Raw genomic sequence first — 26,013 nt, forward strand, 5'->3', positions numbered from 1 at the left:
GGATTCCTTCGAGACCCCTCGAAGGAATCCCTCTCCATCAAGCTCAAGAAAGCAGGTTGGAACGATGACTACTTACGTAGCATTCTCAACGGCTTGGCCACTCCGTAAGTCAAACGCGATTGCCCTGGCCCCCAGTGCCCCGGCGACCAATAAGATATCAGCAACCAATTCCATTTTTCCTCCTCAATTCAGAATAAATTCGGTCACAAGAAGACTGTTTGCCTTGCCCAGCCCAACGACCATGACAATGCGCCGGAAAAGATGCAGACGAATTTTGAACAATGCACCGGGCCCCTCGATATCTTCGACAGTCAGCGCGCCCAGATAACCATTTATCGCGTCCTGTATGCGTGGCAGAAAATGTTCGACATCGTTTTGGTATTTGGCCGGGACCTCGATCTGGCCAGTAAAGCGCAGGTGGCCATTCGTTGCCCCCGGTGGAAGCGCGACAATTAGCGTTGGAATATCCACGAAAGCAACGTCGGGCATTGCGGGCTTTTCGTCATGGACGGTGCCAGTTGCGGCGCCCTGATCGAACGGAAGCAGTTCGCTTGAAAGCCCAAAAAACCCAAGAGCACCCCCAAGCAGGCACAGCAGTACAGACACAACCAGCCCCATCTTCGAAGATGCTTTTGAGTCTGCGTCGCCTTGGGGTTTTGATGTGTCAGTCGCTGTCATGACCGGATTATTCCTTGCTTCATGACATCGTGCTTAGCTTGCATGCACTAACCGATTGTTAACACCGACCGGTAATAACGGGCGCCATCAACGAAACAGAATGTTTTGACCTCGGAGGTTGAAGGTGCAGCAAATATTGCCGGTTTGGCGAGATCTGACGAATACGCGCAAAGCTGTCGTGATCGGTGCGGCAGTCGCAATTTTTCTAGCCGTGTTGGGGATGTCACGGCTTGTTACGCAGCCACACATGACACTTTTGTATTCTGGACTTGATACCGCTGCTGCAGGCGAAGTCATTCAGTCTCTACAACAAAAAGGAATCCCATTTGACGTGCAGGGCACGTCTGTTCTTGTGCCTGCGACGGCGCGTGACCAGCTGCGACTGACCCTGGCGAGCGAAGGTCTTCCTGCGTCCTCGGGCCAAGGGTACGAGCTTTTGGATACGCTGTCGGGGTTTGGCACAACGTCCCAGATGTTCGACGCTGCGTATTTGCGCGCGAAAGAAGGGGAATTGGCCCGCACAATCGTTGCATCGCCTGACGTTGCCTCAGCCCGCGTGCACATCGCCACCGGGAGTGACAACCCGTTTCGCCGTGATTTAGCCCCAAGCGCGTCAGTGCATGTTTCTGCACGCTCCGGCACGATCAGCCGTTCGCAGGTTCAGGCTATCCGCCACTTGGTGGCATCCGCAGTAGCGGGACTTGCGCCAGAGGCTGTGGCGCTGATCGATGCGCAGGCGGGGCTTGTCTCTGACGACGGGGACACGATGATCGCTTCGCGCGACAAAGATCGTACGGACCAACTGCGTGATCGCGTGCTGCGCCTTGTCGAAGCTCGCGTAGGGCGCGGGAATGCCGTTGTCGAGGTCAGCATTGATTCCATCACTGACACGGAATCGATCACGGAACGGCGGTTTGATCCGGACAGTCGATTTGTGATCAGTTCGGATAGCGAAGAACGATCTGATCAATCGTAAAATGCAGGGTCGGGTTCTGTCACGGTTGCGTCCAACTTGCCCGATGGTGATGCCAACAGCTCCGAAACGGAGACACGCCAAACCGCCGAAACGCGAGAGCGCTTGAACTATGAGGTATCCCAGACCACCCGCGAGATCCTCAAAGCGCCAGGTGCGATAAAAAGGTTGACGGTTGCCGTAATGGTTAACGGAACGTTGCAAAGTGATGCGCAGGGGGGACAGTCTTTCGTTCCCATCCCGGAGGAGGAATTGTCGGCACTCCGGGATCTTGTCGCTTCAGCTGTGGGATTTGACGACACTCGTGGTGATGTCATCACATTGAAATCGCTCTCGTTCGAACCGATAGAAACAGTTGGCACGCTGCCGGGCGAGGCGAGTTGGTTCACCGGTCAGTTTGATGCGATGAGTTTGATACAAATTGCAGTTTTAGCATTGGTCGCGCTCGTTTTGGGCGTTTTCGTGGTACGCCCTTTATTGATGCCATCCCCATCCCGCAGCCAAGATATCTCTGCCGCATCAAACGACACGCTTGCAGGGGAAGCGTCATCAAATTTGCCTGTCTTGAACGGAACAATTGAACCGGACGATGCGAACGTTGGCCTACCCATTGTTGCTGAACGCAGACAAGCAGAGCTTATGCAGACAGAGGATGCAGTTGCACGGCTAAAAACCCTGATCGAAGAGCGGCGCAGCGAAACTGTTGAGGTTTTGCGCAGCTGGCTCGACGATCCCAGACCGGAGGATGCTCGATGACATCGCTTGCCAATTATCTTGAGGATTTTGGTACGCCGATTGCGAGCTTCAATGCACAGCCTATACCTGATGAAGCGCTTGAAAACGAACGGTTGGAATCCTTCGATAAAGGGTATCGTGCGGGCTGGGATGACGCGATAGAGGCCAAAACAGATGAAAGCGCGCAAATCTCGGATGGGATTGCGCAGCGTCTTCAAGAAATGTCGTTCACTTATCACGAGGTGCACGCACAAGTTTTGTCTAACCTGTCACCACTGTTTGACGAGATTTTGCAGAAAATTCTGCCAGTTTTGGCGCGAGATACATTGGGTGCACACATCGCAGACCAGTTATCTGCAATTGCGCGTGACATTGGCACGGCGCAGATTGAAATCGCTGTTGCATCAGGGGGAGGCGCGCAAGTCTCCCAACTCTTGAATGCTGCATCAATCAGTTTGCCGATCTCCGTGACCGAAGTCGCTGGACTGTCTGATGGGCAAGCGGAGCTGAGGTTGGGCCGCAAGGAACTGGCAATAGATCTCGCTTCCGTGACCGCTCAGATCACAGAGGCGGTACACTCTGCCCTCTACGAGCAATCGGAGATGCGTGCACATGGATAACATGAACCAGACAACAGAGCCGTACAAAGCCGATGCGGCGTTCACCAATGTGCCCATAGAAATCATGGTCTCAGTCGGTCGCGCACGGCCATTGGTGCGTGACCTTCTACAGTTGGAGGAAGGATCGGTCCTGCTTTTGGACAAGCGTGTTGAAGACGTGGTCGAACTGTATGTCGGGGACCGTTTGATCGGAATGGGTGTTCTGGAAATTGCAGACACCGGCGAACAACACGGCCAGCTTTCTGTGCGGTTGATTGACGTCAACGATTTCGGGAAACCTGGTGGATAGGCGGTGAAATCAATCGGGATCATTTTTGTTGCGATTGGCGTTTTTGCGGCGTCTGCAACATCGGCGCAGAACCTTTCTCTTGATTTTGGCAATGGTGGTTCGGTCACAGCCACAACACTACAACTGATCGCGCTGATCAGCATATTGAGCGTGGCACCTGGCATCGTGGTCACTGTGACATGTTTCCCGTTTATGGTGACAGTGCTTTCGATCTTGCGGCAAGGTATCGGTTTACAGCAATCCCCGCCGAACATGCTGATCGTTAGCATCGCGTTATTCCTGACATTCTTTGTCATGGAACCAGTGTTGATGGATTCGTGGCAACAGGGTATCCAGCCGCTTCTCGATGAGCAGTTAGACACCGAAGACGCGTTTCGGCGCGGGTTTGAGCCCTTTCGTATTTTCATGGCGGCGCAGGTCGATCCTGACACATTCGCAACCATGGCGCGGATCAGATCAGATCTCGACTTAGTGGAGCCTAGCTCTGACACACCCCTTTCAGTCCTGATTTCAACCTTTATACTATTTGAGCTGTCACGTGCGTTTCAGGTTGGCTTCCTGATTTTCCTGCCATTCTTGATCATCGACTTAGTGGTGGCTGCGGTTTTGATGTCCATGGGCATGATGATGGTTCCGCCGGCCATTGTTTCACTGCCATTCAAGTTGGCGTTTTTCGTCGTGGCAGATGGGTGGGCCTTGGTTGCTGAAAGCCTTGTCCGATCATATCGATGACCTTACCGGCAAAACGATCCACTGCGGTACCGTGCGGTGTCAAAGTGGAAATGGTCCTTGTGAAACCGGTCTGAATCGGGGCCAAGGACGGTGCCAAAGATTCCGCAGGCGCGTTGATGCATTTTACGCAGGATGGGTCCGGTATCACGACGATTCCAACCTTGCTTAAGCGTGATTTCAGAGCCGTCGCGTAGTCTGAATCCAGAGATGTCGATGGCCCGCCCCTTGCCATGTTCACTGATTTTTGCGCCGGGCTGGTTGTTGCGCGTCCGGCACGCGTAGTGCGCGGCCACTCTGATCTGTGAAACGCCACCACCGGTATTGCCGACTGCTGGCTTCATTCCCTTCTCGACCCAATTTTTCAACGCCTTGGCCGTTGGACAGTCTATCACCGCCTCTTGGCTCAGGTCGACGCCCAAGACCGACCGCACGCGAACGGCGTCCTGGATGCCGCAGGCGGACAAACGTCCCGGCACAAAGCCAACGCTTTCACCCTGAATAGCTGCGTCGCCGCACACGGCGCCTTTGGCCCTCTCGCGGCGTTTGGCCATTGCCTTTTGCACAATGCCATTGGGGCGAAGATTGGGTCGGATCGACAACCCGATCGCCTGTGAGGAAAATGCTGCAAAGCTCCGAATTTGTTTCAACTTGTCTTCAGCAAATGTGCTGTGAGGTCTAGGTGTTTGACCTTGTTGCATTTGCTGCGTCAACTGAAGCACAAGGCCGGCCTCGTGCAGGTTAGGGCGGGCCGTTGGTCGCAGCATCGAAAGCGAAGGCGTCTTAGATATCTGGCCTTGATCGCGCGCGATAGGGCGGAGAGAGCTTTCGGGTGCTGAGATCGCCGCACTGGTCATCAAAATTAAAAGACAAACAACAACACTCGTTAAACGCATGATATGTCCTACCCTGAGCGCCCAAAGTTTGGCGCCGCGGTGTCTTGGCCGGCTTCGATAATACCGCGTCGGATCGCGCGAGTACGGGTGAAATAGTCGTGCAGCATCTCTCCGTCGCTTTGCCGGATCGCCCGCTGGAGGGCGAACAGCTCTTCGGTAAACCGCCCAAGGATTTCCAAAGTAGCGTCTTTGTTGCTTAGGAACACGTCCCGCCACATGGTCGGATCAGATGCGGCAATGCGGGTGAAATCACGAAACCCGGCGGCGGAATACTTAATCACTTCACTATCGGTCACGCGCCGCAGATCGTCAGCCACACCGACCATTGTATAGGCGATCAGGTGCGGACAATGGGAGGTGACTGCAAGTACAAGGTCGTGGTGGTCGGGCTCCATAACGTCCACATTTGATCCAAGCCCGCGCCAAAAACGCGAAAGGGTCTCGACCGCCTCAGGTGCGCTGCCTTCGGGTGGAACGATCAGGCACCAACGATTGTCAAACAGCGTTGCAAAGCCGGATTTGGGGCCAGAATGCTCGGTCCCGGCAAGCGGGTGGGCCGGCACAAAATGTACACCATCCGGGATATGCGGGGCGACATCACTAATCACTTGGCCCTTAACCGACCCAACATCTGTCACCGTAGCACCAGCTTTGAGATAGGGCGCGATATCGGATGCCAGTTGGCCCATCACGCCAACAGGTACGGCCAGAACGACAAGGTCGGCGTCCCGCACTGCCTCGGCAAGTGTGTCACAGACTGTATTGCACAACCCGATTCGGCGCGCAGTTTCCCGGGTTTCCGCGCTGCGCGCATAGCCCGTGACATGCCCTGCCAGACCACCGCGTTTGATGGACCAAAACATTGAAGAAGCGATCAGCCCTAACCCAATCAGGGCGACACGGTCGTATATATGGGTCATCGCGCACCCGCCTTGAACTGCCCGACGGCATGTGCCACGCGACGACAGCTTGCCTCGTCGCCAACGGTGATGCGCAGCGCGTGGGGCAGATTGTAAGATCCGACCTGACGTACAATGAGCCCCTGCTTTTGGAGGTATAGATTGCAGGCCTCGGCTTCGGCCTCGTCGGTAAAGCGCGCAAGGACAAAATTCGCCATCGACGTATCTGATGGGACGCCATGTTCGGCCAATGCTTCGGCAAGCCATGCGCGTAGTCGAGTGTTTTCTAGCCGGCATTTTTCGACATAGGCGGTATCGCGTACGGCCGCCTCGGCCGCAGCCAGAGCCGTTCCCGAAAGGTTGAACGGACCCCGAATGCGGTTCAGGACGCTGATTACCTCTTGTGGGCCGTATCCCCAGCCGATGCGCAGTCCACCCAGACCATAGATCTTGGAAAACGTGCGCGTCATCACGACGTTGTCGCGCGCTGCAACCATTCCGGCACCGCCATCATACCCGTCAACAAATTCTGCATAGGCCCCGTCAAGAACAAGCAAAGCTTGCGGCGGTAGATTCTCGGCCAGACGTTCAACCTCTGCCAGACCAATCATCGTCCCGGTCGGATTATTCGGGTTGGCAATGAAGACCAGTTTGGTGTTCTCGTTGCACGCAGCAAGGATCGCGTCGACATCTGTGACACGTTCGTGCTCGGGCACTTCAACCGGGGTCGCACCGGCTGCCAGTGCGCAAATCTTGTAAAGCGCAAACCCGTGTTCGGTGTGGATCACCTCGTCGCCTGGTCCGGCATAGGCTTGGCACAGGAACGTGATGATCTCATCCGATCCCACTCCGCAAATAATCTGGTCGGCATTCAGGCCGTACACCTCTGCAATTGCGGTCCGTAGTGAGGCATGATCTGTGGAAGGATAACGGTGCAATTCAAGGACAGAGCGGCGCACAGCTTCTTGTGCAACCGGGCTTGGCCCGAACGGGTTTTCGTTCGAGCTGAGCTTGACCACATTCGCTACGCCGTCGACATGCGATTTGCCGCCGACATACAGAGCAATGTCCATGATCCCGGGTTGTGGGGTGATCTTTGTCATCTTGGCCTCCGCTATGGTTGACGGTTTAGCGGTGCAGGGGGGCAAGGGAAAGCGACAAACCATCCCAGCCAATGATGGGATCAGGTTTGTGTCTGTAATACGGTGCGGCTGAGCATGGGGTCATAAAGATCGCGCGGCCCCAAATAGTCATTACTGCGGGGCAGATCGACCACCTGAACATCAGGGCGGGAGATCAATTCGCGCGCCACGTCATCTTTGTGAGTCAGAAATGTAAATGTCGTATCGGCGCCAAACACTCTGCGGCCCAGGGCGGAGATCTCAGTGTGGTGTGGTGCGGTCAATTGAAAGTCGGCCCAAGGCGTTACGTTGTTCACTGTGTCTGGCAGGTTTGGCTGAATGTTAGACCACACCAAATGTGTTTTGCCGGGGTAGCCTGGGTGCAGAAATGGGGCCGCTTGATGGGTAACTTTGCTGATCAGGGTTTCTTTCTGCGCAGGATCGTCAAAGCTTTTGGCGATGTCTTGCTCATGGAAAAAGCACACACCCGAAAGCTGCTTGTGAAACAGCAGAACGTCCCATTCGACATAGTACTGGGAAATATCGCGTAAGGTGGGCAATAACGCACCGGACGCCGCAAGCCTTAGAACAGATTCCGTTCCCACAAGGGACACGATGTTCCAATCGAAAAGCGATTTTACGAACTGGGGTTCAGTTACCGGATGTCGCTCTTGGAAAAAGTCGAACTGGAACCTGTTGATGCAGCTGCAACCAATGGTCAGAACGCGCGTGGGTGCCGTGCCCATGTCTCGGCATCAGCCGGTGGTTTCATAGGTCGGATGAAACCGACCCGCTGGTGACGGTGTGAACACCTCGCACCCATCAAACGTGATCCCGATGGAGTGTTCGAACTGTGCCGACAGCGACTTGTCGCGCGTGACAGCTGTCCAGTCATCGGCCAGGACCTTTGTCTCTGGGCGGCCAAGATTGACCATTGGCTCGATAGTAAAGAACATCCCTTCTTCAAGCCGAGGGCCTGTCCCGGTGCGCCCATAGTGCAGCACGTTGGGCGGCGCGTGGAACACACGGCCTAACCCATGCCCGCAGAAGTCCCGCACAACCGACATGCGGTTTGCCTCGACATAGCTCTGGATGGCGTGACCAATATCACCGAACGTATTGCCTGGTTTGGCAGCTTCGATCCCTTTGAAAAGAGCGTCATGGGTGACTTGGATCAGGCGTTCCGCCTTGCGGCTTAGCTTGCCAGCAACATACATTCGGCTTGTATCACCGAACCAACCATCGACGATCACAGTCACGTCGATATTAAGGATATCGCCGTCCTTAAGTTTTTTGTCCCCGGGGATACCGTGACAAACCACGTGGTTCACGCTGATGCAGCTTGCGTGCTGGTAACCCTTATAACCGATGGTGGCCGAGGTCGCGCCCGCCTCTTCAACGCGATTGCGAATAAAGTCATCAAGCGTCGCTGTCGTTTGACCGACAAAGACATGTTCAGCCACCTCGTCAAGGATGCGTGCGGCCAGTTCTCCGGCTTTGCGCATACCAGCAAAGTCCGCAGAATCATGGATACGGATGCCTTCGCGTGTCATGCGACCATCGTGATTGTTGTTCACCAGCGAACTCCAATAGCTATTTAAATGGGTTTTAGACCCCTGCGCGGCGTTTTGCCAGTGGCGCGACATTAGGGCCCATCAGGTGGCACCATTGGAAGCACCTTGCCCAGTCGCAAAGCCTCTGGGGTGATATGGCAATCCAAGACCAAGGTTTTCACACCTGCGGCCGACGCGGTTCGCCACGCCGCGGCGTAGGCCGGGTCAATGTCAGCGGCGAGTGTCATACGATCGCAATCGGTCCGCTGCACCAGATAGAGCATCATCGCGCGGTGCCCTTGGCGGATCATCTCGGCCAGTTCGTTCAGGTGTTTCGTGCCGCGTGCTGTCACACTGTCAGGGAATTCGGCCAGCCGCGCCTGACGCGACAGGGTGACGGATTTCACCTCGACATACAGGTCGGGATGGCCGTCGCGGGTCAGCAGGAAGTCAACGCGGCTTTTCTCGCCATAGGGCACCTCGGCACGCAGCATGTCGAACTCGGGTAAGCCGGGCACCTCGCGGGCCTCAAGCGCAGCGCGCAACATTCGGTTCGGCACGGCGGTATCGACACCTGTGAAGTGGCCGTTTTCGTGCTCGACCAATCGCCAGCCATATTTCAGCTTTTTCTTTGGATCGTCATTCGGCTCCAGCCAAACACGCATACCAGCTTCCGCAAGTCCCATCATTGAACCCGGGTTGGCACAATGCGCCGTGATCTCTTGACCATCTGCCAAGGTGACATCCGCCAGAAAGCGTTTGTAGCGGCGGATCAGAGTGCCGGGCACAAGAGGGGTTTGAAAGCGCATGACCCCCGCCTATACCTGAGAAAAACCGGGATCAAGGAGGCAGCACATGCCCAATCCAACTGCGGCCATGCTGGTGATCGGCGACGAAATTCTGTCTGGCCGGACACGCGACGCGAACATGCATCATCTGGCACAGGAATTGACCAAGGTTGGGATCAGCCTGTCAGAGGTTAGGATTGTAAGCGACGACCATGATGCGATCGTCTCGGCGCTCAACGCTTTGCGCGCGTCCTACGACACGGTCATCACTTCGGGAGGGATCGGCCCAACCCATGATGACATCACGGCAGATTGTGTTGCAGCGGCTTTTGACGTGCATATTGATGTTCGCGATGATGCTGCAGCTCTTTTGCAGGCGCACTATGACCGACGCGGGATGGAATTCAATGATGCCCGTAAACGCATGGCGCGGATCCCGGATGGCGCGACCCTGATCGAAAATCCGGTCTCTATCGCGCCGGGCTTCACCATCGACAATGTGCACGTTATGGCCGGTGTTCCTTCGGTCTTTCAGGCGATGGTCGCAAGTGTGATACCAACCCTCACGGGTGGGGCGCCCATCCTGTCACAGACTCTGAGAGTCGACCGTGGCGAGGGTGATATTGCAGGCCCTCTTGGTCAGATCGCCGAGGACTTTCCCGATCTGTCCATTGGCTCCTACCCGTTTCAGCAGAACGGCGCATACGGATCGAACATCGTGGTGCGCGGCAATGACGGTGCACGTGTGGATTATGCAATGGCGCGTCTGGCTGCGCTTTTTCCCGCATGACGCCAACCGTCCAAACGCTCTATGCCGTGACAGAGGCGACATGGCCACCAGCAGATCGCACACCAGCTGGACCATGGATGCTGCGCAATGGGGCAGGTGGTGGCAAGCGGGTAAGCGCCGCCACAGCCGAGGGCGATTGGACAGATGATGATCTAGCCGCCGCAGAAACCGCAATGCGTATACTGGGTCAAGACGCGCTTTTCATGATCCGCGAAGGCGAAGATACATTGGATAAAGCACTCGACGCGCGCGGATACGAGATCATTGACCCAGTGAACCTTTGGGTTTGCCCCATCGACCAATTGACCGACATTCCTGTCCCGCGCGTCACCGCCTTTGCTATCTGGGAACCTCTTGCGATCATGCGCGACCTCTGGGCCGCCGGTGGGATTGGGCCTGACCGTATCGTTGTGATGGATCGGGCCAAGGTGCCGAAAACGGGCCTTCTTGGCCGGATAACCGACAAACCCGCCGGCACCGCTTATTGCGCCATCTCGAACAGCATCGCGATGGTTCACGCGCTTGAAATTGCGCCAGTGCACCGTCGCAAAGGGATGGGGGTTTGGCTCATGCGGCAGGCGGCACATTGGGCCAAGAAAAACGGTGCCGATTGGATGAGCGTTCTGTGCACACAAGCAAATGAAGGCGCGAATGGCCTCTATGCTTCCCTCGGCATGCAGGTTGTGGGACAATACCATTACCGCATCCTATCCAACACAAGCGATATCGCATGACCAAAGACACCCTACCCACGGCCCTTAATTTGCCGATGGTCGACCCACTTCCGCCCGAGACGCAGAAATACTTTGACGTCTGCCAGGAAAAGCTGGGCATGATCCCGAACGTGCTTCAGGCTTATGCGTTCGACATCGACAAGCTGAATGCCTTCACGGCGATGTACAACGATTTGATGTTGGCGGGCAGTGGCCTGAGCAAACTGGAACGCGAGATGATCGCGGTGGTCGTTAGTTCGATCAACAAATGCTTCTATTGCCTGACAGCGCACGGAGCGGCGGTGCGCGAACTGTCCGGCGATCCCAAGCTGGGCGAAATGCTGGTGATGAATTGGCGGGTTGCTGATCTGGAACTCCGTCACCGCGCGATGCTGGCCTTTTCCGAAAAGATCACCAAATCCAGCGCCGAGATTGCCGAATTTGACCGCGAAGCGCTGCGCGATGCAGGGTTCAGTGACCGTGACATCTGGGACATTGCCAATGTCGCCGGATTTTTCAACATGACCAACCGTGTGGCAAGCGCCACGGATATGCGGCCCAATGACGAGTATCACACGCAGGCGCGCTGAGCTTTTCGGGCTCTGCCTTGCCGGGGGGGTTATCGGTACCTCCTGTGCCGCTTTAGAGTTGGCACTGCCTATCGGGACCCGCGAAACTGTCTCGAGGGTAACCCCATCGGGCAGTTATGATCTTCCGATTGGGGCCTGGAACGAGACCACGGGCGTACCCGTCGCGGTGCTCGAAGGCGAGGTCAGGCGCAATGCATGGCGTATCTCAGGCGCGGGCATCACCACTGGCCAGGTGCTCGGCCCCCTGCGTGACCAGTTGATTTCAGACGGTTTCGGCATCATTTTTGAATGCAGCGCCCAAAGCTGTGGCGGTTTTGATTTCCGCTTCGGCACCGACGTCTTGCGCGCGCCGAACATGTATGTGGACCTGTCCGACTTTCGCTTCCTGTCGGCCAAATCGGCAGACGCCACCCAAGCGTTGAGCCTCTTGGTCAGCCGTGATGGTGAGACAGTGTTCGTGCAAATGATCGAAGTTGGCCCGCCGGGGCGCCCGGCGGTTTCCGTGTCGAACGCTCCATCGGGTGTCGTGCCCGAAGACGCAGGTGATGTCGTGGCGCAATTAGAAATCGCAGGCCACGTGGTGCTTGCCGATCTGGACTTCGCCAGCGGTTCGGCCTCGCTTGGTGACGGGCCTGTTCAATCGCTTGATGCCGTTGTCGCGTACCTCACGGCAAACCCGACCCGCCAAATCACCTTCGTTGGCCATACCGATGCAACAGGCTCTCTTGAGGCGAATGTCGCGCTTTCGCGTCGCCGGGCTGAAGCCGCACAATCCTACATCGTGTCGCGAGGTGTCGCAGCGTCACAAGTAGCCTCTGATGGCGTTGGTTTTTTGTCACCTCGTGCGACCAACCTAACCGCTGCCGGTCGCGAGGCCAATCGCCGGGTCGAAGCGGTGCTCATCTCTGTAGAATGAAAAAGGCCGAGGCGGTTGTCCTCGGCCCTTCATGTTCGCTTTCGGATAAAGCCTTACGCAGACAGCTTGGCTTTGCGCAGATAAGGCAGCACGGTTTCGATCTGACCATACTTGGCAATCGCATCAGCATCACTGACGGATGTCGGAACGATCACGTCCTGACCGACGGTCCAGTTCGCCGGTGTTGCCACGTTCTCCCGCGCTGATGTCTGAAGTGCGTCCAGCGCGCGCAACACTTCGGCAAAGTTGCGGCCCACGGTCATCGGATAGGTCATCGACAGCTTCAGCTTCTTGTCTGGTCCGATGATGAATACGACGCGGACCGTTGCACTGTCTGCAGGGGTCCTACCATCGGGCAGCGCATATTCGGCTGGCAACATATCGAACGCTTTGGCGACGGTCAGATCTTCATCCGCGATGATCGGGAAACCGGCCTTGGACCCAGACGTCGATTCGATATCGCCCTTCCATTTCTTGTGATCTTCGACACCGTCTACAGAAATGCCCATCACTTTGGTGCCGCGCTGTTCCCACTCATCAGCCAATTGTGCCACGGCACCGAATTCGGTGGTGCAAACAGGAGTAAAATCCTTTGGGTGCGAAAACAGGATGGCCCAGCTGTCACCAATCCAATCATGCAGTTTTAGTGTGCCCTGATCAGTTTCAACGCTCAGGTTCGGGATTTCGTCATTAATACGCAGACCCATGTCTTTGCCTCTTTCCATTAGGTTTCGTTCGAATTGTACATATGCAGCTTTTACGATGTTTGCACCCCTTGCGAGTGAAACTTGGGGGTGACACAGTGTCGTCTGCAATCCTCTGTAGGGAGATAATCAGATGATCGAAAAACGCCAGTTCTACATCAACGGTAATTGGGGCGATCCCATCGATGGACGCGATCATCACGTCATTGATCCCTCAACCGAAGACCCTTGTGCGTTGATCTCTCTGGGTGGACAGGCCGATACGGATGCCGCCGTTGCCGCCGCCAAAGCAGCGTTTCCTGCATGGATGGCAACGCCACCCGCAGAACGGATCGCCTTGGTAGAAAAACTGCTTGAAGTGTACCAATCACGCGGCGAAGAAATGGCCCAAGCCATGAGCCTGGAAATGGGTGCGCCCATCGACATGTCGCGCTCCAGTCAGGTTGGCGCGGGCACATGGCACATCCAGAATTTCATCGACGCCGCCAAAGAGTTCAACTTTGACCGACCTCTGAATGACCACAGCCCACAAGACCGGATCATCTACGAACCGGTCGGTGTCTGCGCTCTGATCACCCCGTGGAACTGGCCGATGAACCAGGTCACGCTCAAGGTCTGCGCCGCTGCGATTGCTGGGTGCACCATGGTCCTCAAACCCTCCGAGGAAAGCCCGTTGAACGCCATGCTTTTTGCCGAGATGATGCACGAGGCTGGCTTCCCGCCGGGCGTGTTCAACCTCGTCAATGGTGACGGCGTGGGTGTTGGCAGCCAGCTTTCGGCACATGCCGATGTGGATATGGTCAGCTTCACGGGTTCCTCCCGCGCGGGCAAGCTGATCTCAAAATCAGCAGCCGACACGCTCAAGCGAGTGCATTTGGAACTGGGCGGCAAGGGCGCAAACCTGATCTTTGCCGATGCCGATGAAAAGGCCGTCAAACGCGGTGTGTTGCACATGATGCAGAACACAGGTCAGTCCTGCAACGCGCCGTCCCGGATGATGGTCGAAGCACCGATCTATGATCGCGTGGTCGAAGAGGCTGGTGAAATCGCTGCCAAGGTCAGTGTCGGTCCGGCCTCTGCCGAAGGCCGCCATATCGGGCCGGTTGTCAACGCCACGCAATGGCAGAAAATTCAGGACTTGATCCAGAAAGGCATCGACGAAGGTGCCCGTCTTGTCACCGGTGGTGTGGGCCGTCCCGAAGGTCTCAACAAGGGCTTCTACGTGCGCCCAACGGTGTTTGCCGATGTGACCAACGATATGACGATCGCCCGCGAGGAAATCTTTGGACCGGTTCTGTCGATCATGAAATTCGACACAGAAGACGAAGCGGTTCAAGTTGCCAACGACACGCTCTACGGCTTGACCAATTATGTCCAAAGCCAAGACGGCGCGCGACGCAATCGTCTTGCCCGCCAACTAAGGTCCGGAATGGTGGAAATGAACGGCGTTGGCCGCTCTGCCGGGTCGCCATTCGGCGGAATGAAGCAGTCCGGCAACGGGCGTGAAGGGGGCGTCTGGGGCATCGAGGATTTCCTCGAAGTCAAAGCTGTTTCTGGCTGGGCGGCCGAATAAACACAGCATCGGGCAGGGGCGCAGTCCCCTGCATCTTCTTTTTCCAAGTATGCAAAAATCGCAGCCAAAGGCTGTTCTGGTCGGACGCGTCAGCGTCCGAACTACGTTAAAACGGCGCCTTCACTCGAAATTTCATTCCCACGCCACCGTCCGGATGCCGCAGTCGCAATTCCTCGGCATGCAGCATCATCCGAGGATACTGATCCGCAGTTTCAGGCGCATATAGCGGATCACCCAAGATCGGATGACCCAGCGCCAGCATATGCACCCGCAACTGATGGCTGCGCCCCGTTTGAGGATAAAGCTTTACCCGGCTTTCGGCGTCCGACGCTTTCATGACCCGCCAATCCGTCACCGCAGGTTTGCCTGCTTCGTGATCCACCATCTGCAAAGGCCTGTTCGGCCAATCGACAATAAGCGGCAGATCAACAGTACCGGTTTTAGGCTCCATCCGCCCGGCCACACGGGCAAGATAGGTCTTCTTGGTCTGCCGCTTTTCGAACTGAAGTCCCAGGTGGCGCTGGGCGTGCGGGGTCAGGCCAAAGACCATGACACCAGACGTGTCCCGATCCAGCCGGTGTACCAAAAGCACCTGTGGGTAAGCCGCCTCTAGCCGTGCGATCAGGCAATCGGCCAATTCAGGTCCCTTGCCGGGCACCGTCAGTAAACCTGCGGGTTTGTTGACAATCAGGATCTCGTGATCCTCTTGCACGATGTCGAGCGGAGTATCGGGAGGGCTGTAGTCGGTCATCCGCACCGTCTACGCAGCTTGACGATATGGGGCAAGGCTCAGAAAACGGGTCTTAACCCGCCGGCCTAGACCTTGGTCCGCTCGGATGTTGGGTCATACATCGGCTTCAATGACACCTCCGCCGCCACCCGCGTTCCCGCGACATCGATCTCATAGCTGGATGCCAAAAGCTGCGCCGCACTTTCCCCGGCACAGGGCACGTAGCCCAGACCAATCGCTGCGCCCAGATGGTGCCCATACGCGCCAGAACTCAGATAGCCGACAATCTCTCCATCGCGTAGGATTGGTTCATGGTGATACAACAAAGGCTCGGGATCGATCAGCCGAAATTGCAGCAGCCGGTTTTGCAAACCAGCCTCGCGCTTTTGCAAAACCGCATCACGGCCAATGAAATCAGGTTTCGCACTTTTGACAGCAAAGCCAAGACCAGCCTCCAGCACATGATCCTCGCACGTTATGTCATGGCCAAAATGCCGGAACGCCTTTTCGATTCGGCAGGTATCCATTGCGTGCATCCCGCAAAGCGTCATTCCCTGCTCTTGTCCCGCCTCGTATAAAGTTTCGAACACATGCCCGGCCTGATCAGCCGAGACATAGATCTCCCAGCCCAATTCGCCGACATAGGACACTCGGTGCGCCCGTGCGATGCCCAGACCGATCTCGATCTCTTGCGCGGTGCCAAAAGGGTTAGTGGCAGTCGAAAAATCATCCGGCGACACGGCCTGCATCACCTTACGAGCGTTCGGTCCCATGACCGCAAGCACAGCTTCGCCTGCTGTCACGTCGGTGATCACCACGCGTCGATTCCCAACATGGCGTTGCAACCAGATTTGATCGGCGGCCCGTGTGGCGGCCGGGGTGACGACCAGATAACAGGTCTCGGTCAAGCGTGTGACGGTCACATCGGCTTCGATCCCACCGCGCGCGTTTAGGAATTGAGTGTAGACGATTTTGCCCACTGACACTGAAAAATCACCACCTCCAACATGGTTCAGGAACGCTTCGGCATCCGGGCCTTCGACGCGTAACTTGCCAAAGGATGACATGTCGTACATGCCGACGTTTTCGCGGATCGCCTTGTGTTCACGGGCCACGTTGTCGAAGAAATTCTGGCGTTTCCAGCTATAGGCGTATTCAGGGGTCTGGCCGTCTGTTGCGTACCAGTTCGCGCGTTCCCAGCCTGCCATTTCGCCCATCACAGCGCCCTGTTCCAAAAGCTGTTGATGGAACGGTGTGCGCCGCACACCACGTGCTGTCGCCTTTTGGCGATAAGGATAGTGGTCTGCGTAGAGAAGGCCCAGCGACTCTGTCACCCGTTCCTTGAGGTATCGCCGGTTGCGCTGGAACGGCTGCGCACGTGCGATATCGACATCGCCCAGATCGAATGGCTTAGCCCCATCCTCAATCCACTGCGCCAGCGCCATACCCGCACCACCTGCGGATTGGATCCCAATCGAGTTGAAACCTGCCGCGACCCAGACATTGTCCATCTCGCGCGCTTGTCCAAGATGATAGGCGTTGTCCGGCGTGAAACTTTCAGGTCCGTTAAAGAACGTATGAATCCCCGCCTCGGCCAGCATCGGCATCCGGTTTACCGCCGCTTCTAGGATCGGCTCAAAGTGATCGAAATCCTCGGGCAGCTGATCGAACTCAAAGCTTTCCGAGATGCCGTTCATGCCCCAAGGTTTTGACACAGGCTCAAACGCGCCCAGCATCATTTTGCCGGCGTCTTCTTTATAATATGCGCATTCGTCGGGTACCCGCAAAACTGGCAACGACGTCAAGCCAGCGATGGGTTCGGACACGATGTAGAAATGCTCGCACGCTTGCAGCGGCACGTTGACCCCGAGCATCTGCCCGACTTCGCGGCCCCACATGCCCGCGCAATTGACGATATGATCGCAGGTGATCGTGCCCGCGCTGCCATCCTCGGCCGCCCATTCCACAGATGTGATCCGGCGCCCGTCACGGGTCACGCCAGTGGCTTTGGTTCTTTCAAAGATTTTGGCTCCCATCTGACGCGCCCCTTTGGCCATCGCCAGCGCGATGTTGGCAGGGTCGCCTTGGCCGTCACTGGGCAAGTACACGCCACCGACCACATCATCCGTGTTTAGATGTGCGTATTTCCGTTTGATCTCGGCTGTGTCGATTTCCTCAACCGGAACGCCAAAAGCGCGCGCCATCGCTGCTGTGCGACGCAATTCTTCATGGCGTTCAGTTGTGAGCGCAACAGAGATTGAGCCGGTCTTGCGAAACCCAGTGGCAACGCCGGTTTCTTCTTCAATGTTGGAATACAGATCAGCTGTATACTTGGCGAGCTTTGTCATATTCGACGAGGCCCGCAATTGCCCGATCAGTCCGGCCGCATGCCATGTTGTGCCGGACGTCAGCTGTTTGCGTTCCAATAGAACGACGTCGGTCCAGCCCAGTTTGGCGAGGTGATATGCGACAGAGCAGCCGATGACTCCACCACCAATGATGACAGCGCGGGCATGGGCGGGAAGGGTCATAAGACGTCTCCTTGGTGTCGTTGGGTCTTAGCCAATGTCTTTGTGATGATGGTCCAGCCCATGATCAGTGTTCGGCGATGTGGCGGCTTAGGCGTTTGCATATTTGTAAAAAGAAGAAGTGGGAGCGGGCGCGTTAACCTTAACAACTGTTTGAAATCAGATCGGTACGTTTGCGCCCCATTGCACATTGTGGTCAGCCTTTTCCGAACCGTCGGGATAGTTCCGCGATGTGGTCTGGCCCGGTTTCACAACATCCTCCCACGAGCGTCGCGCCATGTTCGATCCAATTGCTGGCTTGGTCGGCATAGGCCTCTGGCCCCATATCGCGGCGGGCGCTTAGGGCATCGACGGTGGATTTGTTCTGCAGGAATTCTTTGGTGATCTGAGTAAACGCATTGGCATAGGCTCCGACGGGTTTGCCACTGGCCTTGAGCACGTCAATCGCGGCAGGCATCGCCTCGGGGGCAGAGCAATTGGCCAACAAAGCGGCGGCGTCCCCGCAAAGGGCGACGGCATCGGACAAAGCCTCACCAGACCGTAAGCGGCTGCCGTCTTCGTCGTCTACCGAAAACGCGATCCAGATCGGCTTACCCAAGCCTCGGGCGGCTTCCAATGCGGCGCGGGTTTGGGCGGCGGAAATGACAGTCTCATACAGCAGAATATCGCAATCTGGTGCGATCAGTCGGGCAATCTCGGCCATAAGATCGACAGCGATGTGATGTGCAGGCTGCAAGTCTGCACGGTAAGATGCGCCAAGGGGGCCGATGCTACCTGCGATTAGACCTGACCCGTGTGCGTCCCGTGCCTCCAATGCCATATCAAGTGCAATTCGATGCAGGTCTTTGAACTTGTTCTCGAACGCTGTGCCCGCCAGCCGGTCGTGATGGGTGGCATAGGTATTGGTCGTCGCGATGTCCGCGCCTGCTGCGAAGTAATCGGCATGAATGTCCCGTACCAGATGGGGCATGTCGATCATGACCTGCGTGGCCCAGAGTGGCGTAGGCGAAGTGCCGGAACGGCGAACGAGCTCCTGACCCATGCCGCCGTCCAGAATTGTGGGTGTCATGCGCGAAGCCTCTCGTTCTGCGGATCCCAGAGAGGTTCCTCTGGCTGTACCACCGCCTTGCGCATTTCACCGTAGATGTCGATATGAAGTTCTGTTCCGGGGGTGGCCAGATTGGCTTTCACCATCCCCAGCGCAATAGAGGTATTGGCCCGGTAGCCCCAATCGCCCGACGTGGTTTCGCCCACAACCTGCCCGTCATACCATAAGGTCGACATATACGGCGCATCATACGCGCCCGCATCGACGGTCAAGGTAACAAACCGCTTCTTCACGCCCTGCTGCTTTTCGTTTTGCAGCGCCGCCTTGCCGGGGAATTCCTGCGGTTTGTCGAGCTTGACGAACCGGTCCAGCCCGCCTTCAAGCATTGTATAGTCGGTCGAAAGATCGCCTTTCCACGCGCGGTATCCTTTTTCGATCCGCAGAGAATTGAGCGCATACATGCCGAAGGGTTTGGCGCCTGCGTTCAGAATGACATCGTAGATTGCGGGTGCATCACTGGTCAGGCAATGCACCTCCCAGCCCAGTTCACCGGCGAACGACACCCGCAGCAGAACACAGGGTGCGCCGCATACTTCTGCTTCTTGATAGGACAACCAAGGCAGGGTTAGATCGGCATCGGTCAGCGGTGCCAGCATATCGCGCGCCTTGGGGCCGGTGACGAGGAAACACTCGTATTTTGTCGAGCGGTCGTGGATCTCTACCCCCTCTGGCAGGTTGCGCAGCAGAACATCGCGGTCGTGCCATTGTGCTACAGCGGCCGTGATCAGCCAGATCGCCTCGTCGCTTTGCGGGATCACCGACATTTCGGTCAGGATGCGCCCCCGGTCGTCGGGGAAATAAGCGAGACCTACGCGCCCCGGTTGCGGCAAGGCAGAACAGGTGAGCGCATCGATATGGTCGCGCGCACCCGGACCTTCGACCGATAGGCGCGTGAAGCCAGAAATAGCGATCACGCCTGCCGCGTCGCGCACAGCTTCGCATTCTTCTTTGATGCGCTGCTGCCACGGACCAGAGCGTGTCCATGTTTGTGTGCTTTCCTCTGACGTGTCATCCCCCGGCTGCGCGAACCAATTAGCGCGTTCCCAGCCATTATATGCGCCCATCACACCACCCTGCGAGACGATCTTGTCATGCACCGGCGACAGCTTTTTGTCGCGTCCAGCGGGCCATTCGTGGTGCGGGAAGTGCATCGCGTATTCATGGCCGTAAACCTCGATGGCCTTCTGATCGCAGTAGTCTTGATCGGTGTAATCTGTGTAGCGCCGCGGATCGACGGCCCACATATCCCATTCGGTCTGGCCTTCGGTGACCCACTCGGCCAAAACTTTGCCCGCGCCGCCACCTTGAGTGATGCCAAAGGTGAACACACAGGCCTCAAAGGCATTGGGCACCCCGGGCATTGGGCCTATCAGGGGCAGGCCATCGGGCGCATAGGGGATCGGACCGTTGATCACACGTCCCACCCCAGATGCGCCAAGAATTGGCACGCGGGCCATGGCGTCTTCAATGTACCACTCAAGCCGTTCAAGATCGTCAGGATAAAGCTGAAAGCTGAAGTCGTCGGGCATCGGATCATCTGGTGTCATCCAGTGGCCTTTGCAGTTCCGCTCGTAGGGGCCAAGGTTCAGCCCCATTTTTTCTTGCCGCAGGTAATAGCTGCTATCGACATCGCGCAGCAGCGGCAGTTTGCCATTTTCCTTTGACCACGCTTCAAGTTCGGCCACCGGTTCTGTCAGGAAAAACTGGTGGCTCATGACTGCCATCGGCACGGTGCGCCCGCCATAAGGCTTGAACCATTCGCCGACGCGCTGGGCATAGTAGCCTGCTGCGTTGACCACTTTCTCGCAGGTGATGTCGCCCTTTTCGGTGTGCACGATCCATGTATCGCCTTTGCGTGTGACGCCTGTGGCGGGGCAAAAACGCTGAATGCTGGCCCCCATCTGACGCGCCCCTTTGGCCAGGGCTTGCGTCAGTTGTGCCGGATCAATGTCGCCATCGTCAGGATCGTATAGACCTCCAGCAAGATCGTGGGTTTCCATGAACGGATAGCGCTCTTTCATGTCCGAGACCGCGATCATCTCAAGATCGAGACCCTGATACCGCCCCATGGCACGGGCGCGTTCAAATTCCAGCATTCGTTCTTTAGAATGGGCCAGCCGGATAGATCCGGTGACGTGGTAGTTCATCGGATAATCCACCTCGTCGGCAAGTCCGCGATAGAGTTCCAGAGAATACCGTTGCATGTTCATGATTGCCCAAGAGCTGCTGAAAGACGGGCAATTCCCGGCTGCGTGCCACGTGGACCCCGCAGTCAGTTCGTTCTTTTCCAGCAGGACGCAATCCCAGCCCGCTTTGGCGATGTGATAAGCGCAGGACGCGCCGACCACACCGCCTCCGATGATGACGACACGAGTGGTTGTTGGGAAGTCGGACATGGAAGCTCTCCTCAGTTCCAGGCAAGGCGCAGCGCGAGCCCGCCGAAGACGATTGCGGATAGTTTGTTGATCCAGCCAGATGCGCGCTGGATGCGGGCTGCGGCAAGGCCGGCAAAACCGCCAAGCACGCAGTAGACGACCAGTTCACCAACAGCGAGCAAAGTGCCAAGGATCAGGATTTGCTGCCAGACCGGACCAATGTCCGGATTGGCGAACTGCGGAAGGAAGGCCAGCACAAAAAGACCCACCTTGGGGTTCAAAATGTTGGTCAGAAAACCCCGCCTAAACGCGCGCCACGTGTCGCTGCGGCCCCGTCTTTCGGCCGGATCCGACGTGTCGGTCCATGTGTGATAGGCGAGCCAAAGCAGATACGCGGCCCCCGCATACCGCAGCGCGTCATAGGCAATGGGATAGGTGAGCAAAAGCACAGCCAAGCCCGCCGCTGCGATCAGAACATGTCCCATGACGCCCAGGCCGATTCCCGCAGCCGCGGCCATGCCAGACAGCGCGCCGCCGCGCATTCCGCTGGCCAGTGTGAACATCATGTCCGCCCCGGGCGTCACGTACAGAACAAACGCCGCGCCCATAAAGGTAATGTACGTCCAAAACGGTATGGTGAGGGCGAGGTCGAGCATCGGTCAGTCCTCGCGTTGCGGATCGTTAGGGTTGATGTCGTAGTAATCGCCCTTGGTTTTCGTATGGATATGACCACGTAAGGTCAGGCCCGTAGGCCCGTCGATCGAACCGGTCGAGAAACAGATAAAGGGATCATCCTCATGGTCCCAGAACAGCGCCGATCCGCAGGTCGGGCAGAACCCGCGTTTGGCTTTCTCAGAAGAGTGAAACCAACGCACTTCGCCCATGATTTCAAGCGTTCCGTTCGGAACATAAGACGACGCCCAGACATGCCCTGATTGTTTGCGGCACTGTGTGCAGTGGCAAGCTGCGGGGGCTCCGGCTGCGCCATGGGTCGAATACGTGACTGCACCGCACAAGCAGCCTCCGGTTAGCGTCGCCGGATCTTTGGCTGCGGTGTTGGATGCCGGGCTCATCAATACACCGGTGGGGCGATGACCCAGATCGCAACAGCAGGGTCATCATATGGATTAATCCACTCGAACGGCTCGGCCTTGATACGAAAGCTGTCACCCGGCGTCAGAGTAAATCGTCGATCGCTGATGATCAGATCGAGCTTTCCGGACAAGAGATATCCGACCTCTTGCGTGGGTCGGGTCACAACCTCGCCAATGCGGCTGTGCGGTTGAAACGTGGAATGGACCATCTCGAAATCGTCTGACAGATCAGGTGAGAGCAGTTCCTCGACCAGCCCTGTATCTCCGCTGCCAATCGGCCGCCGCGCGCCTGACCGTACAACGTAGCCTGCCTCTGCCGCTTGCACATTTGGGGTCCCGAACAGCAGTGATACGGGCACATCAAACAGCTTTGCGATGTGCCGCAGATCGGTGATGGACGGTTCCGACAGATCGCGTTCGATCTGGCTAACCCAGCCAACAGATCGCCCAAGACGATCCGCAATGTCCTGCAGTGTCAGCCCACGCGCTTTGCGCAGTGCCCGAAGGTCCGCGCCAAGCGTCTTGCTGTGAAGTATCGGATCGTGTTGCACGAGTCGCTCATGAAATTTCTTTCACAAATTTCATGACATGAATTTGTGAAAAATCAAAAGAAATTTTCACAAGCTGGTTCTGACGAAGATGTAAGCAACATCAGGCGGGAATAAGCACACGGAACCAAACCCCAAACATTCCGGTTGTGAGGTTACAAAAGACAATAGTCAGGAGAATCCCATGAACCGCATCATTTATCTCGTCGGCCTTGTCGTTATCGTGTTAGCCATTTTGTCCTTCATCGGCATTGCGTGATCCAACGCTGCAAGGGCACAAACGCTCTAAAGGACTGACGAAAAAGTATCCTTAAGGATGACGGCCAAAGCATCAGCGTCGTCCTGTGTGAATGCATCCGGCTGATCGCTGTCGATGTCCAGCACGCCCAGCAACCGCCCCGTCCCATTCCAAACTGGCAGCACAAGCTCGGACTGGGTGCTTGAGGCACAGGCAATGTGACCGGGAAAGGCGTCAACGTCTGACACCAATTGCACTTGGCCGGTCCGTGCCGCAGCTCCGCACACACCACGTGTGAAAGGAATAGACAAGCATCCATGGCCGCCTTGGTACGGTCCGATCTTGAGTAAATCGCGCCCGGCGACACGATAAAACCCCGTCCAGTCGAACCGATCATCAGCATGATGGACCTCGCAGGCGACGGTCGCCATCAAACTGACCGCGTCGCTTTCCCCGTCGGTAAGCGCAGCGATAGTTTTTGCAAGGGTTGGGTAATCAATTGTCATGTCAGAGCCTTTAGCAGGTCGGGGACAGGGGGCGCTGCCCCCTCGGCCTCTGGCCTCACCCCCGAGGTATTTTTGAACCCGAGAAGGTCAGAGTCGTTCGATGGCAATGGCTGTGCCTTCACCCCCACCGATACAAATCGCGGCCACTCCGCGCTTAAGGCTGCGCTTTTCCAAGGCGTTGAGCAGCGTCACCATGATCCGCGCGCCGGATGCGCCGATTGGGTGGCCCAACGCGCAAGCGCCACCGTTGACGTTCACGATATCGCGGGAAAGTCCCATTTCATGCATGAACGCCATCGGCACGACAGCGAATGCTTCATTCACTTCCCATAAATCGACGTCATCTTTTGACCAGCCGATCTGGTCGAGCAGTTTCCGGGCCGCAGGAACCGGGGCTGTCGTGAACAACCCGGGGGCTTGCGCGTGGCTTGCATGACCAACAATCCGTGCGCGTGCACGATCGCCTGCGGCGTCAGCGGTCGTCAGAACCAGCGCAGCAGCACCATCCGAGATTGACGAGCTGTTTGCCGGGGTAACGGTGCCATCCTTGCGGAACGCCGGTTTCAGTGTCGGGATCTTGTCTGGCCGCGCATTGCCCGGCTGTTCATCCGTGTGCACTGTGACTTCGCCCTTACGGCCAGAGATGGTCACAGGGGTGATTTCATCCACAAAGGCAGCCGATGCCTGTGCCTCCAAAGCATTGGACAGCGATCGCAGCGCATATGCGTCCTGTGCCTCACGCGTGAATTGAAATGCTTCGGCGCAGTCTTCGGCAAACGTTCCCATCAGGCGGCCCTTGTCATAGGCGTCTTCCAACCCGTCAAGGAACATATGGTCGATGACTTGGCCGTGCCCAATACGTGCACCGCCACGCATCTTGGGCAAAAGGTAAGGCGCGTTGGTCATCGATTCCATGCCTCCCGCGACGATGGCAGTCGCGCGGCCAAGGGCAATGGCGTCAAACGCCATCATTGCGGCTTTCATCCCAGACCCACACATCTTGTTGAGCGTAGTTGCAGGCACCTCTTCGCCCAGACCTGCGGCAAATCCCGCCTGCCGTGCTGGGGCCTGTCCTTGCCCAGCTGGCAAGACGCAGCCCATGAGCACCTCGTCAATCATAGGCCCGTCTGCTTGTCCCAGTGCCGCCCGGATTGCAGTGCCGCCAAGTTGGGCCGCAGTGACACTGGAAAATGCGCCTTGAAAGCCCCCCATCGCGGTACGCGCGGCACCGGTGATCACAACGTCTGGCATCGCAGCTTCCCCATTCTATGCAGTTCGGCCTTGCATACCGGATGGTAACGATTGGCGTCTAGGGTCTGCGGGACATCAAACGCCGAGGCCTTATGGAACTAATTGTTGAACCTTCCGCAACCGCCACTGTGATACGCGTGAACGCCCCCCGGATCGACGCGCCCAACGCGCTCCAGTTCAAAGAAGAGATGCGCACTCTGACATCGCGTCAGAAAGGACGATTCATTCTTGATCTACAACAGGTCGACTTTATCGATTCAAGTGGACTAGGTGCCGTTGTCGCATCGATGAAGCAGTTGCGCCCAGGGCAAACGCTGGAACTGGCCGCGTTGCAGCCAATCGTCGACAAGGTGTTCCGCCTGACCCGGATGGATACGATCTTTTCGATTCATGACACAGCGGATCAAGCTGTTGACGCTGGCACAGGCTGACGTAACGCGTCTGATTGATCTGTGTTTCCCGGCGATGGATGCTGCGACCCCGCTGATCCTCGGGCAGGTCGATCACGCGCTGCGGGGGACTGATTTCCAAAATTTGCGCGATGACGCGCAACTTGTTCTTGCCGAGGCGCTGAACAACGTGGTCGAACATGCCTATGCATCGACAACACTTGGCGCCGTCGCGTTACGTGTTGAATCGGTGACCGACCAACTCGAAATCCACCTGACAGATTGGGGCAATCCCTTCCCCAGTAGCACGATTCCCGAGGGACGGAACCCAAACCCAAACGACCTCAGCGAAGGTGGTTATGGCTGGTTTCTGATTCGAAGCCTCACATCAGAGATTCGTTATTCTCGAAAAATTGGTAGAAACTGCCTTTCCCTCATTTTTTCGGTCTGAACCTCGAATCTGCCCTGCCAAGATTTTGACAATTTTCAAAGGATTGTCGCGATCCCGGAAATAGTCCTGTATTTGCGGGCCAATGCGCCAACTCGCCAGAAACAGTGCCAAACAATGGCCACACTCGCTTCGAATTTTGGTCGCTGTTAAAGGGCAAAACGTAAGGGTAGCTGCACAAAGCTTCACCTCGGCGTCGTACCGTTAACAGCCCCCACCCAGTGTACGACG

At 56.8% G+C, this 26,013-nt stretch carries 28 protein-coding genes and 1 pseudogene; 12 read left to right on the plus strand and 17 right to left on the minus strand.

What is annotated here, in order from left to right; genetic code table 11:
• Nucleotides 1-183: 183 nt before the first annotated feature.
• Nucleotides 184-678: a flagellar basal body-associated FliL family protein gene (locus ACTG4M_RS07780; protein WP_439123081.1), complete on the minus strand. Its 495-nt coding sequence runs from the start codon at nt 676-678 to the stop codon at nt 184-186.
• Between the two features lie 124 nt (nt 679-802).
• Here ACTG4M_RS07780 and fliF point away from each other — a divergent pair, with 124 nt between their 5' ends.
• The 5 genes and pseudogenes from fliF (at nt 803) to fliP (ending at nt 4,027) form a co-directional block, all read left to right on the plus strand.
• Nucleotides 803-1,654, plus strand: coding sequence for a flagellar basal-body MS-ring/collar protein FliF (fliF, locus tag ACTG4M_RS07785; protein WP_439123082.1), 852 nt, complete (start codon nt 803-805; stop codon nt 1,652-1,654).
• A 21-nt stretch (nt 1,655-1,675) separates the two neighbouring features.
• A pseudogene (locus ACTG4M_RS07790) lies at nt 1,676-2,407 on the plus strand (flagellar M-ring protein FliF C-terminal domain-containing protein); the annotation flags it as partial.
• Nucleotides 2,404-3,006, plus strand: a complete 603-nt coding sequence (locus ACTG4M_RS07795; RefSeq protein ID WP_439123083.1) for an ABC transporter ATP-binding protein — start codon at nt 2,404-2,406, stop codon at nt 3,004-3,006. The pseudogene ACTG4M_RS07790 and the gene ACTG4M_RS07795, both read left to right, overlap by 4 nt.
• A 1-nt stretch (nt 3,007) precedes the next feature.
• Nucleotides 3,008-3,295 (plus strand): FliM/FliN family flagellar motor switch protein, encoded by a 288-nt coding sequence (locus ACTG4M_RS07800; RefSeq protein WP_439123084.1) that lies wholly within the window; start codon nt 3,008-3,010, stop codon nt 3,293-3,295.
• A gap of 3 nt (nt 3,296-3,298) precedes the next feature.
• Nucleotides 3,299-4,027 carry a flagellar type III secretion system pore protein FliP gene (gene fliP / locus ACTG4M_RS07805; RefSeq protein ID WP_439123085.1) on the plus strand — a complete coding sequence of 243 codons (729 nt, stop codon included), beginning with the start codon at nt 3,299-3,301 and terminating at the stop codon, nt 4,025-4,027.
• Nucleotides 4,028-4,029: 2 nt separating this feature from the next.
• On the opposite strand, the gene ACTG4M_RS07810 is transcribed toward fliP, so the two are convergent.
• The 6 genes from ACTG4M_RS07810 to sfsA all read right to left on the minus strand — a co-directional run bounded on the left by ACTG4M_RS07810 (nt 4,030) and on the right by sfsA (nt 9,302).
• Nucleotides 4,030-4,674, minus strand: coding sequence for an extensin-like domain-containing protein (locus ACTG4M_RS07810; protein ID WP_439123086.1), 645 nt, complete (start codon nt 4,672-4,674; stop codon nt 4,030-4,032).
• Between the two features lie 254 nt (nt 4,675-4,928).
• The gene (locus tag ACTG4M_RS07815; protein ID WP_439123087.1) at nt 4,929-5,840 is read right to left on the minus strand and encodes a prephenate/arogenate dehydrogenase family protein; all 912 of its coding nucleotides are present in this window, start codon (nt 5,838-5,840) and stop codon (nt 4,929-4,931) included.
• Complete coding sequence (hisC, locus tag ACTG4M_RS07820; protein ID WP_439123088.1) at nt 5,837-6,922, minus strand: histidinol-phosphate transaminase; 1,086 nt, start codon at nt 6,920-6,922, stop codon at nt 5,837-5,839. The genes ACTG4M_RS07815 and hisC overlap by 4 nt, the downstream gene beginning before the upstream one ends.
• An 80-nt stretch (nt 6,923-7,002) precedes the next feature.
• Nucleotides 7,003-7,686, minus strand: coding sequence for a hypothetical protein (locus ACTG4M_RS07825; protein ID WP_439123089.1), 684 nt, complete (start codon nt 7,684-7,686; stop codon nt 7,003-7,005).
• Between the two features lie 9 nt (nt 7,687-7,695).
• A complete protein-coding gene (gene map, locus ACTG4M_RS07830; protein ID WP_439123125.1) occupies nt 7,696-8,493 on the minus strand; it encodes a type I methionyl aminopeptidase in 798 nt (265 codons plus the stop codon).
• A 92-nt stretch (nt 8,494-8,585) separates the two neighbouring features.
• Nucleotides 8,586-9,302, minus strand: a complete 717-nt coding sequence (gene sfsA, locus ACTG4M_RS07835; protein WP_439123090.1) for a DNA/RNA nuclease SfsA — start codon at nt 9,300-9,302, stop codon at nt 8,586-8,588.
• Nucleotides 9,303-9,348: 46 nt separating this feature from the next.
• Between sfsA and ACTG4M_RS07840 the strand changes: the two genes are divergently transcribed.
• From ACTG4M_RS07840 to ACTG4M_RS07855, 4 genes are read left to right on the plus strand one after another with little or no spacing between them, the layout of a single operon-like run.
• Nucleotides 9,349-10,071, plus strand: a complete 723-nt coding sequence (locus ACTG4M_RS07840; protein WP_439123091.1) for a competence/damage-inducible protein A — start codon at nt 9,349-9,351, stop codon at nt 10,069-10,071.
• A complete protein-coding gene (locus tag ACTG4M_RS07845; protein ID WP_439123092.1) occupies nt 10,068-10,805 on the plus strand; it encodes a GNAT family N-acetyltransferase in 738 nt (245 codons plus the stop codon). The genes ACTG4M_RS07840 and ACTG4M_RS07845 overlap by 4 nt, the downstream gene beginning before the upstream one ends.
• On the plus strand, nt 10,802-11,374 hold the full coding sequence (locus tag ACTG4M_RS07850) for a peroxidase-related enzyme (RefSeq protein ID WP_439123093.1): 573 nt from the start codon (nt 10,802-10,804) through the stop codon (nt 11,372-11,374). The genes ACTG4M_RS07845 and ACTG4M_RS07850 overlap by 4 nt, the downstream gene beginning before the upstream one ends.
• Nucleotides 11,346-12,290 (plus strand): OmpA family protein, encoded by a 945-nt coding sequence (locus ACTG4M_RS07855; protein ID WP_439123094.1) that lies wholly within the window; start codon nt 11,346-11,348, stop codon nt 12,288-12,290. Before ACTG4M_RS07850 ends, ACTG4M_RS07855 begins: the two co-directional genes overlap by 29 nt.
• 53 nt (nt 12,291-12,343) lie before the next feature.
• Here ACTG4M_RS07855 and ACTG4M_RS07860 read toward each other — a convergent pair whose 3' ends face one another.
• Nucleotides 12,344-12,997 carry a peroxiredoxin gene (locus ACTG4M_RS07860; protein WP_439123095.1) on the minus strand — a complete coding sequence of 218 codons (654 nt, stop codon included), beginning with the start codon at nt 12,995-12,997 and terminating at the stop codon, nt 12,344-12,346.
• Between the two features lie 130 nt (nt 12,998-13,127).
• On the opposite strand from ACTG4M_RS07860, the gene ACTG4M_RS07865 reads away from it, so the two are divergent.
• Nucleotides 13,128-14,567: an aldehyde dehydrogenase family protein gene (locus ACTG4M_RS07865; RefSeq protein WP_439123096.1), complete on the plus strand. Its 1,440-nt coding sequence runs from the start codon at nt 13,128-13,130 to the stop codon at nt 14,565-14,567.
• Between the two features lie 106 nt (nt 14,568-14,673).
• On the opposite strand, the gene ACTG4M_RS07870 is transcribed toward ACTG4M_RS07865, so the two are convergent.
• The 9 genes from ACTG4M_RS07870 to ACTG4M_RS07910 all read right to left on the minus strand — a co-directional run bounded on the left by ACTG4M_RS07870 (nt 14,674) and on the right by ACTG4M_RS07910 (nt 24,945).
• Nucleotides 14,674-15,318: an RluA family pseudouridine synthase gene (locus ACTG4M_RS07870; protein WP_439123097.1), complete on the minus strand. Its 645-nt coding sequence runs from the start codon at nt 15,316-15,318 to the stop codon at nt 14,674-14,676.
• A 65-nt stretch (nt 15,319-15,383) separates the two neighbouring features.
• The gene (locus tag ACTG4M_RS07875) at nt 15,384-17,828 is read right to left on the minus strand and encodes a GcvT family protein (protein ID WP_439123098.1); all 2,445 of its coding nucleotides are present in this window, start codon (nt 17,826-17,828) and stop codon (nt 15,384-15,386) included.
• A gap of 193 nt (nt 17,829-18,021) precedes the next feature.
• On the minus strand, nt 18,022-18,894 hold the full coding sequence (locus ACTG4M_RS07880; protein ID WP_439123099.1) for a homocysteine S-methyltransferase family protein: 873 nt from the start codon (nt 18,892-18,894) through the stop codon (nt 18,022-18,024).
• Nucleotides 18,891-21,329 carry a GcvT family protein gene (locus ACTG4M_RS07885; protein ID WP_439123100.1) on the minus strand — a complete coding sequence of 813 codons (2,439 nt, stop codon included), beginning with the start codon at nt 21,327-21,329 and terminating at the stop codon, nt 18,891-18,893. The genes ACTG4M_RS07880 and ACTG4M_RS07885 overlap by 4 nt, the downstream gene beginning before the upstream one ends.
• An 11-nt stretch (nt 21,330-21,340) precedes the next feature.
• A complete protein-coding gene (locus ACTG4M_RS07890; RefSeq protein WP_439123101.1) occupies nt 21,341-21,964 on the minus strand; it encodes a LysE family translocator in 624 nt (207 codons plus the stop codon).
• Between the two features lie 3 nt (nt 21,965-21,967).
• Nucleotides 21,968-22,381, minus strand: a complete 414-nt coding sequence (locus tag ACTG4M_RS07895) for a GFA family protein (protein ID WP_439123102.1) — start codon at nt 22,379-22,381, stop codon at nt 21,968-21,970.
• The gene (locus ACTG4M_RS07900; protein WP_439123103.1) at nt 22,381-22,953 is read right to left on the minus strand and encodes a helix-turn-helix domain-containing protein; all 573 of its coding nucleotides are present in this window, start codon (nt 22,951-22,953) and stop codon (nt 22,381-22,383) included. The genes ACTG4M_RS07895 and ACTG4M_RS07900 overlap by 1 nt, the downstream gene beginning before the upstream one ends.
• 282 nt (nt 22,954-23,235) lie before the next feature.
• Nucleotides 23,236-23,694, minus strand: coding sequence for a GAF domain-containing protein (locus tag ACTG4M_RS07905; RefSeq protein ID WP_439123104.1), 459 nt, complete (start codon nt 23,692-23,694; stop codon nt 23,236-23,238).
• An 87-nt stretch (nt 23,695-23,781) separates the two neighbouring features.
• Nucleotides 23,782-24,945 carry an acetyl-CoA C-acyltransferase gene (locus ACTG4M_RS07910; protein WP_439123105.1) on the minus strand — a complete coding sequence of 388 codons (1,164 nt, stop codon included), beginning with the start codon at nt 24,943-24,945 and terminating at the stop codon, nt 23,782-23,784.
• Between the two features lie 128 nt (nt 24,946-25,073).
• Here ACTG4M_RS07910 and ACTG4M_RS07915 point away from each other — a divergent pair, with 128 nt between their 5' ends.
• Both ACTG4M_RS07915 and ACTG4M_RS07920 read left to right on the plus strand, forming a co-directional pair.
• Nucleotides 25,074-25,376, plus strand: a complete 303-nt coding sequence (locus tag ACTG4M_RS07915; protein WP_439123106.1) for an STAS domain-containing protein — start codon at nt 25,074-25,076, stop codon at nt 25,374-25,376.
• Entirely contained in the window at nt 25,336-25,785 is a 450-nt protein-coding gene (locus ACTG4M_RS07920; protein WP_439123107.1) for an ATP-binding protein, read from the plus strand. The genes ACTG4M_RS07915 and ACTG4M_RS07920 overlap by 41 nt, the downstream gene beginning before the upstream one ends.
• Nucleotides 25,786-26,013: the final 228 nt, after the last annotated feature.

Origin of the sequence: Marivita sp. (assembly GCF_965656765.1) — a bacterium.
In the GTDB taxonomy this organism is placed as follows: Bacteria; Pseudomonadota; Alphaproteobacteria; order Rhodobacterales; family Rhodobacteraceae; genus Marivita.

Coding starts and splice junctions, on each gene's coding strand:
- ACTG4M_RS07780 (WP_439123081.1), bottom strand. CDS start 678: ATGACAGCGACTGACACATCAAAACCCCAAGGCGACGCAGACTCAAAA.
- ACTG4M_RS07795 (WP_439123083.1), top strand. CDS start 2,404: ATGACATCGCTTGCCAATTATCTTGAGGATTTTGGTACGCCGATTGCG.
- ACTG4M_RS07800 (WP_439123084.1), top strand. CDS start 3,008: ATGAACCAGACAACAGAGCCGTACAAAGCCGATGCGGCGTTCACCAAT.
- ACTG4M_RS07815 (WP_439123087.1), bottom strand. CDS start 5,840: ATGACCCATATATACGACCGTGTCGCCCTGATTGGGTTAGGGCTGATC.
- hisC (WP_439123088.1), bottom strand. CDS start 6,922: ATGACAAAGATCACCCCACAACCCGGGATCATGGACATTGCTCTGTAT.
- ACTG4M_RS07825 (WP_439123089.1), bottom strand. CDS start 7,686: ATGGGCACGGCACCCACGCGCGTTCTGACCATTGGTTGCAGCTGCATC.
- map (WP_439123125.1), bottom strand. CDS start 8,493: ATGACACGCGAAGGCATCCGTATCCATGATTCTGCGGACTTTGCTGGT.
- sfsA (WP_439123090.1), bottom strand. CDS start 9,302: ATGCGCTTTCAAACCCCTCTTGTGCCCGGCACTCTGATCCGCCGCTAC.
- ACTG4M_RS07840 (WP_439123091.1), top strand. CDS start 9,349: ATGCCCAATCCAACTGCGGCCATGCTGGTGATCGGCGACGAAATTCTG.
- ACTG4M_RS07845 (WP_439123092.1), top strand. CDS start 10,068: ATGACGCCAACCGTCCAAACGCTCTATGCCGTGACAGAGGCGACATGG.
- ACTG4M_RS07850 (WP_439123093.1), top strand. CDS start 10,802: ATGACCAAAGACACCCTACCCACGGCCCTTAATTTGCCGATGGTCGAC.
- ACTG4M_RS07855 (WP_439123094.1), top strand. CDS start 11,346: ATGACGAGTATCACACGCAGGCGCGCTGAGCTTTTCGGGCTCTGCCTT.
- ACTG4M_RS07860 (WP_439123095.1), bottom strand. CDS start 12,997: ATGGGTCTGCGTATTAATGACGAAATCCCGAACCTGAGCGTTGAAACT.
- ACTG4M_RS07865 (WP_439123096.1), top strand. CDS start 13,128: ATGATCGAAAAACGCCAGTTCTACATCAACGGTAATTGGGGCGATCCC.
- ACTG4M_RS07870 (WP_439123097.1), bottom strand. CDS start 15,318: ATGACCGACTACAGCCCTCCCGATACTCCGCTCGACATCGTGCAAGAG.
- ACTG4M_RS07875 (WP_439123098.1), bottom strand. CDS start 17,828: ATGACCCTTCCCGCCCATGCCCGCGCTGTCATCATTGGTGGTGGAGTC.
- ACTG4M_RS07880 (WP_439123099.1), bottom strand. CDS start 18,894: ATGACACCCACAATTCTGGACGGCGGCATGGGTCAGGAGCTCGTTCGC.
- ACTG4M_RS07885 (WP_439123100.1), bottom strand. CDS start 21,329: ATGTCCGACTTCCCAACAACCACTCGTGTCGTCATCATCGGAGGCGGT.
- ACTG4M_RS07890 (WP_439123101.1), bottom strand. CDS start 21,964: ATGCTCGACCTCGCCCTCACCATACCGTTTTGGACGTACATTACCTTT.
- ACTG4M_RS07895 (WP_439123102.1), bottom strand. CDS start 22,381: ATGAGCCCGGCATCCAACACCGCAGCCAAAGATCCGGCGACGCTAACC.
- ACTG4M_RS07905 (WP_439123104.1), bottom strand. CDS start 23,694: ATGACAATTGATTACCCAACCCTTGCAAAAACTATCGCTGCGCTTACC.
- ACTG4M_RS07910 (WP_439123105.1), bottom strand. CDS start 24,945: ATGCCAGACGTTGTGATCACCGGTGCCGCGCGTACCGCGATGGGGGGC.
- ACTG4M_RS07920 (WP_439123107.1), top strand. CDS start 25,336: ATGACACAGCGGATCAAGCTGTTGACGCTGGCACAGGCTGACGTAACG.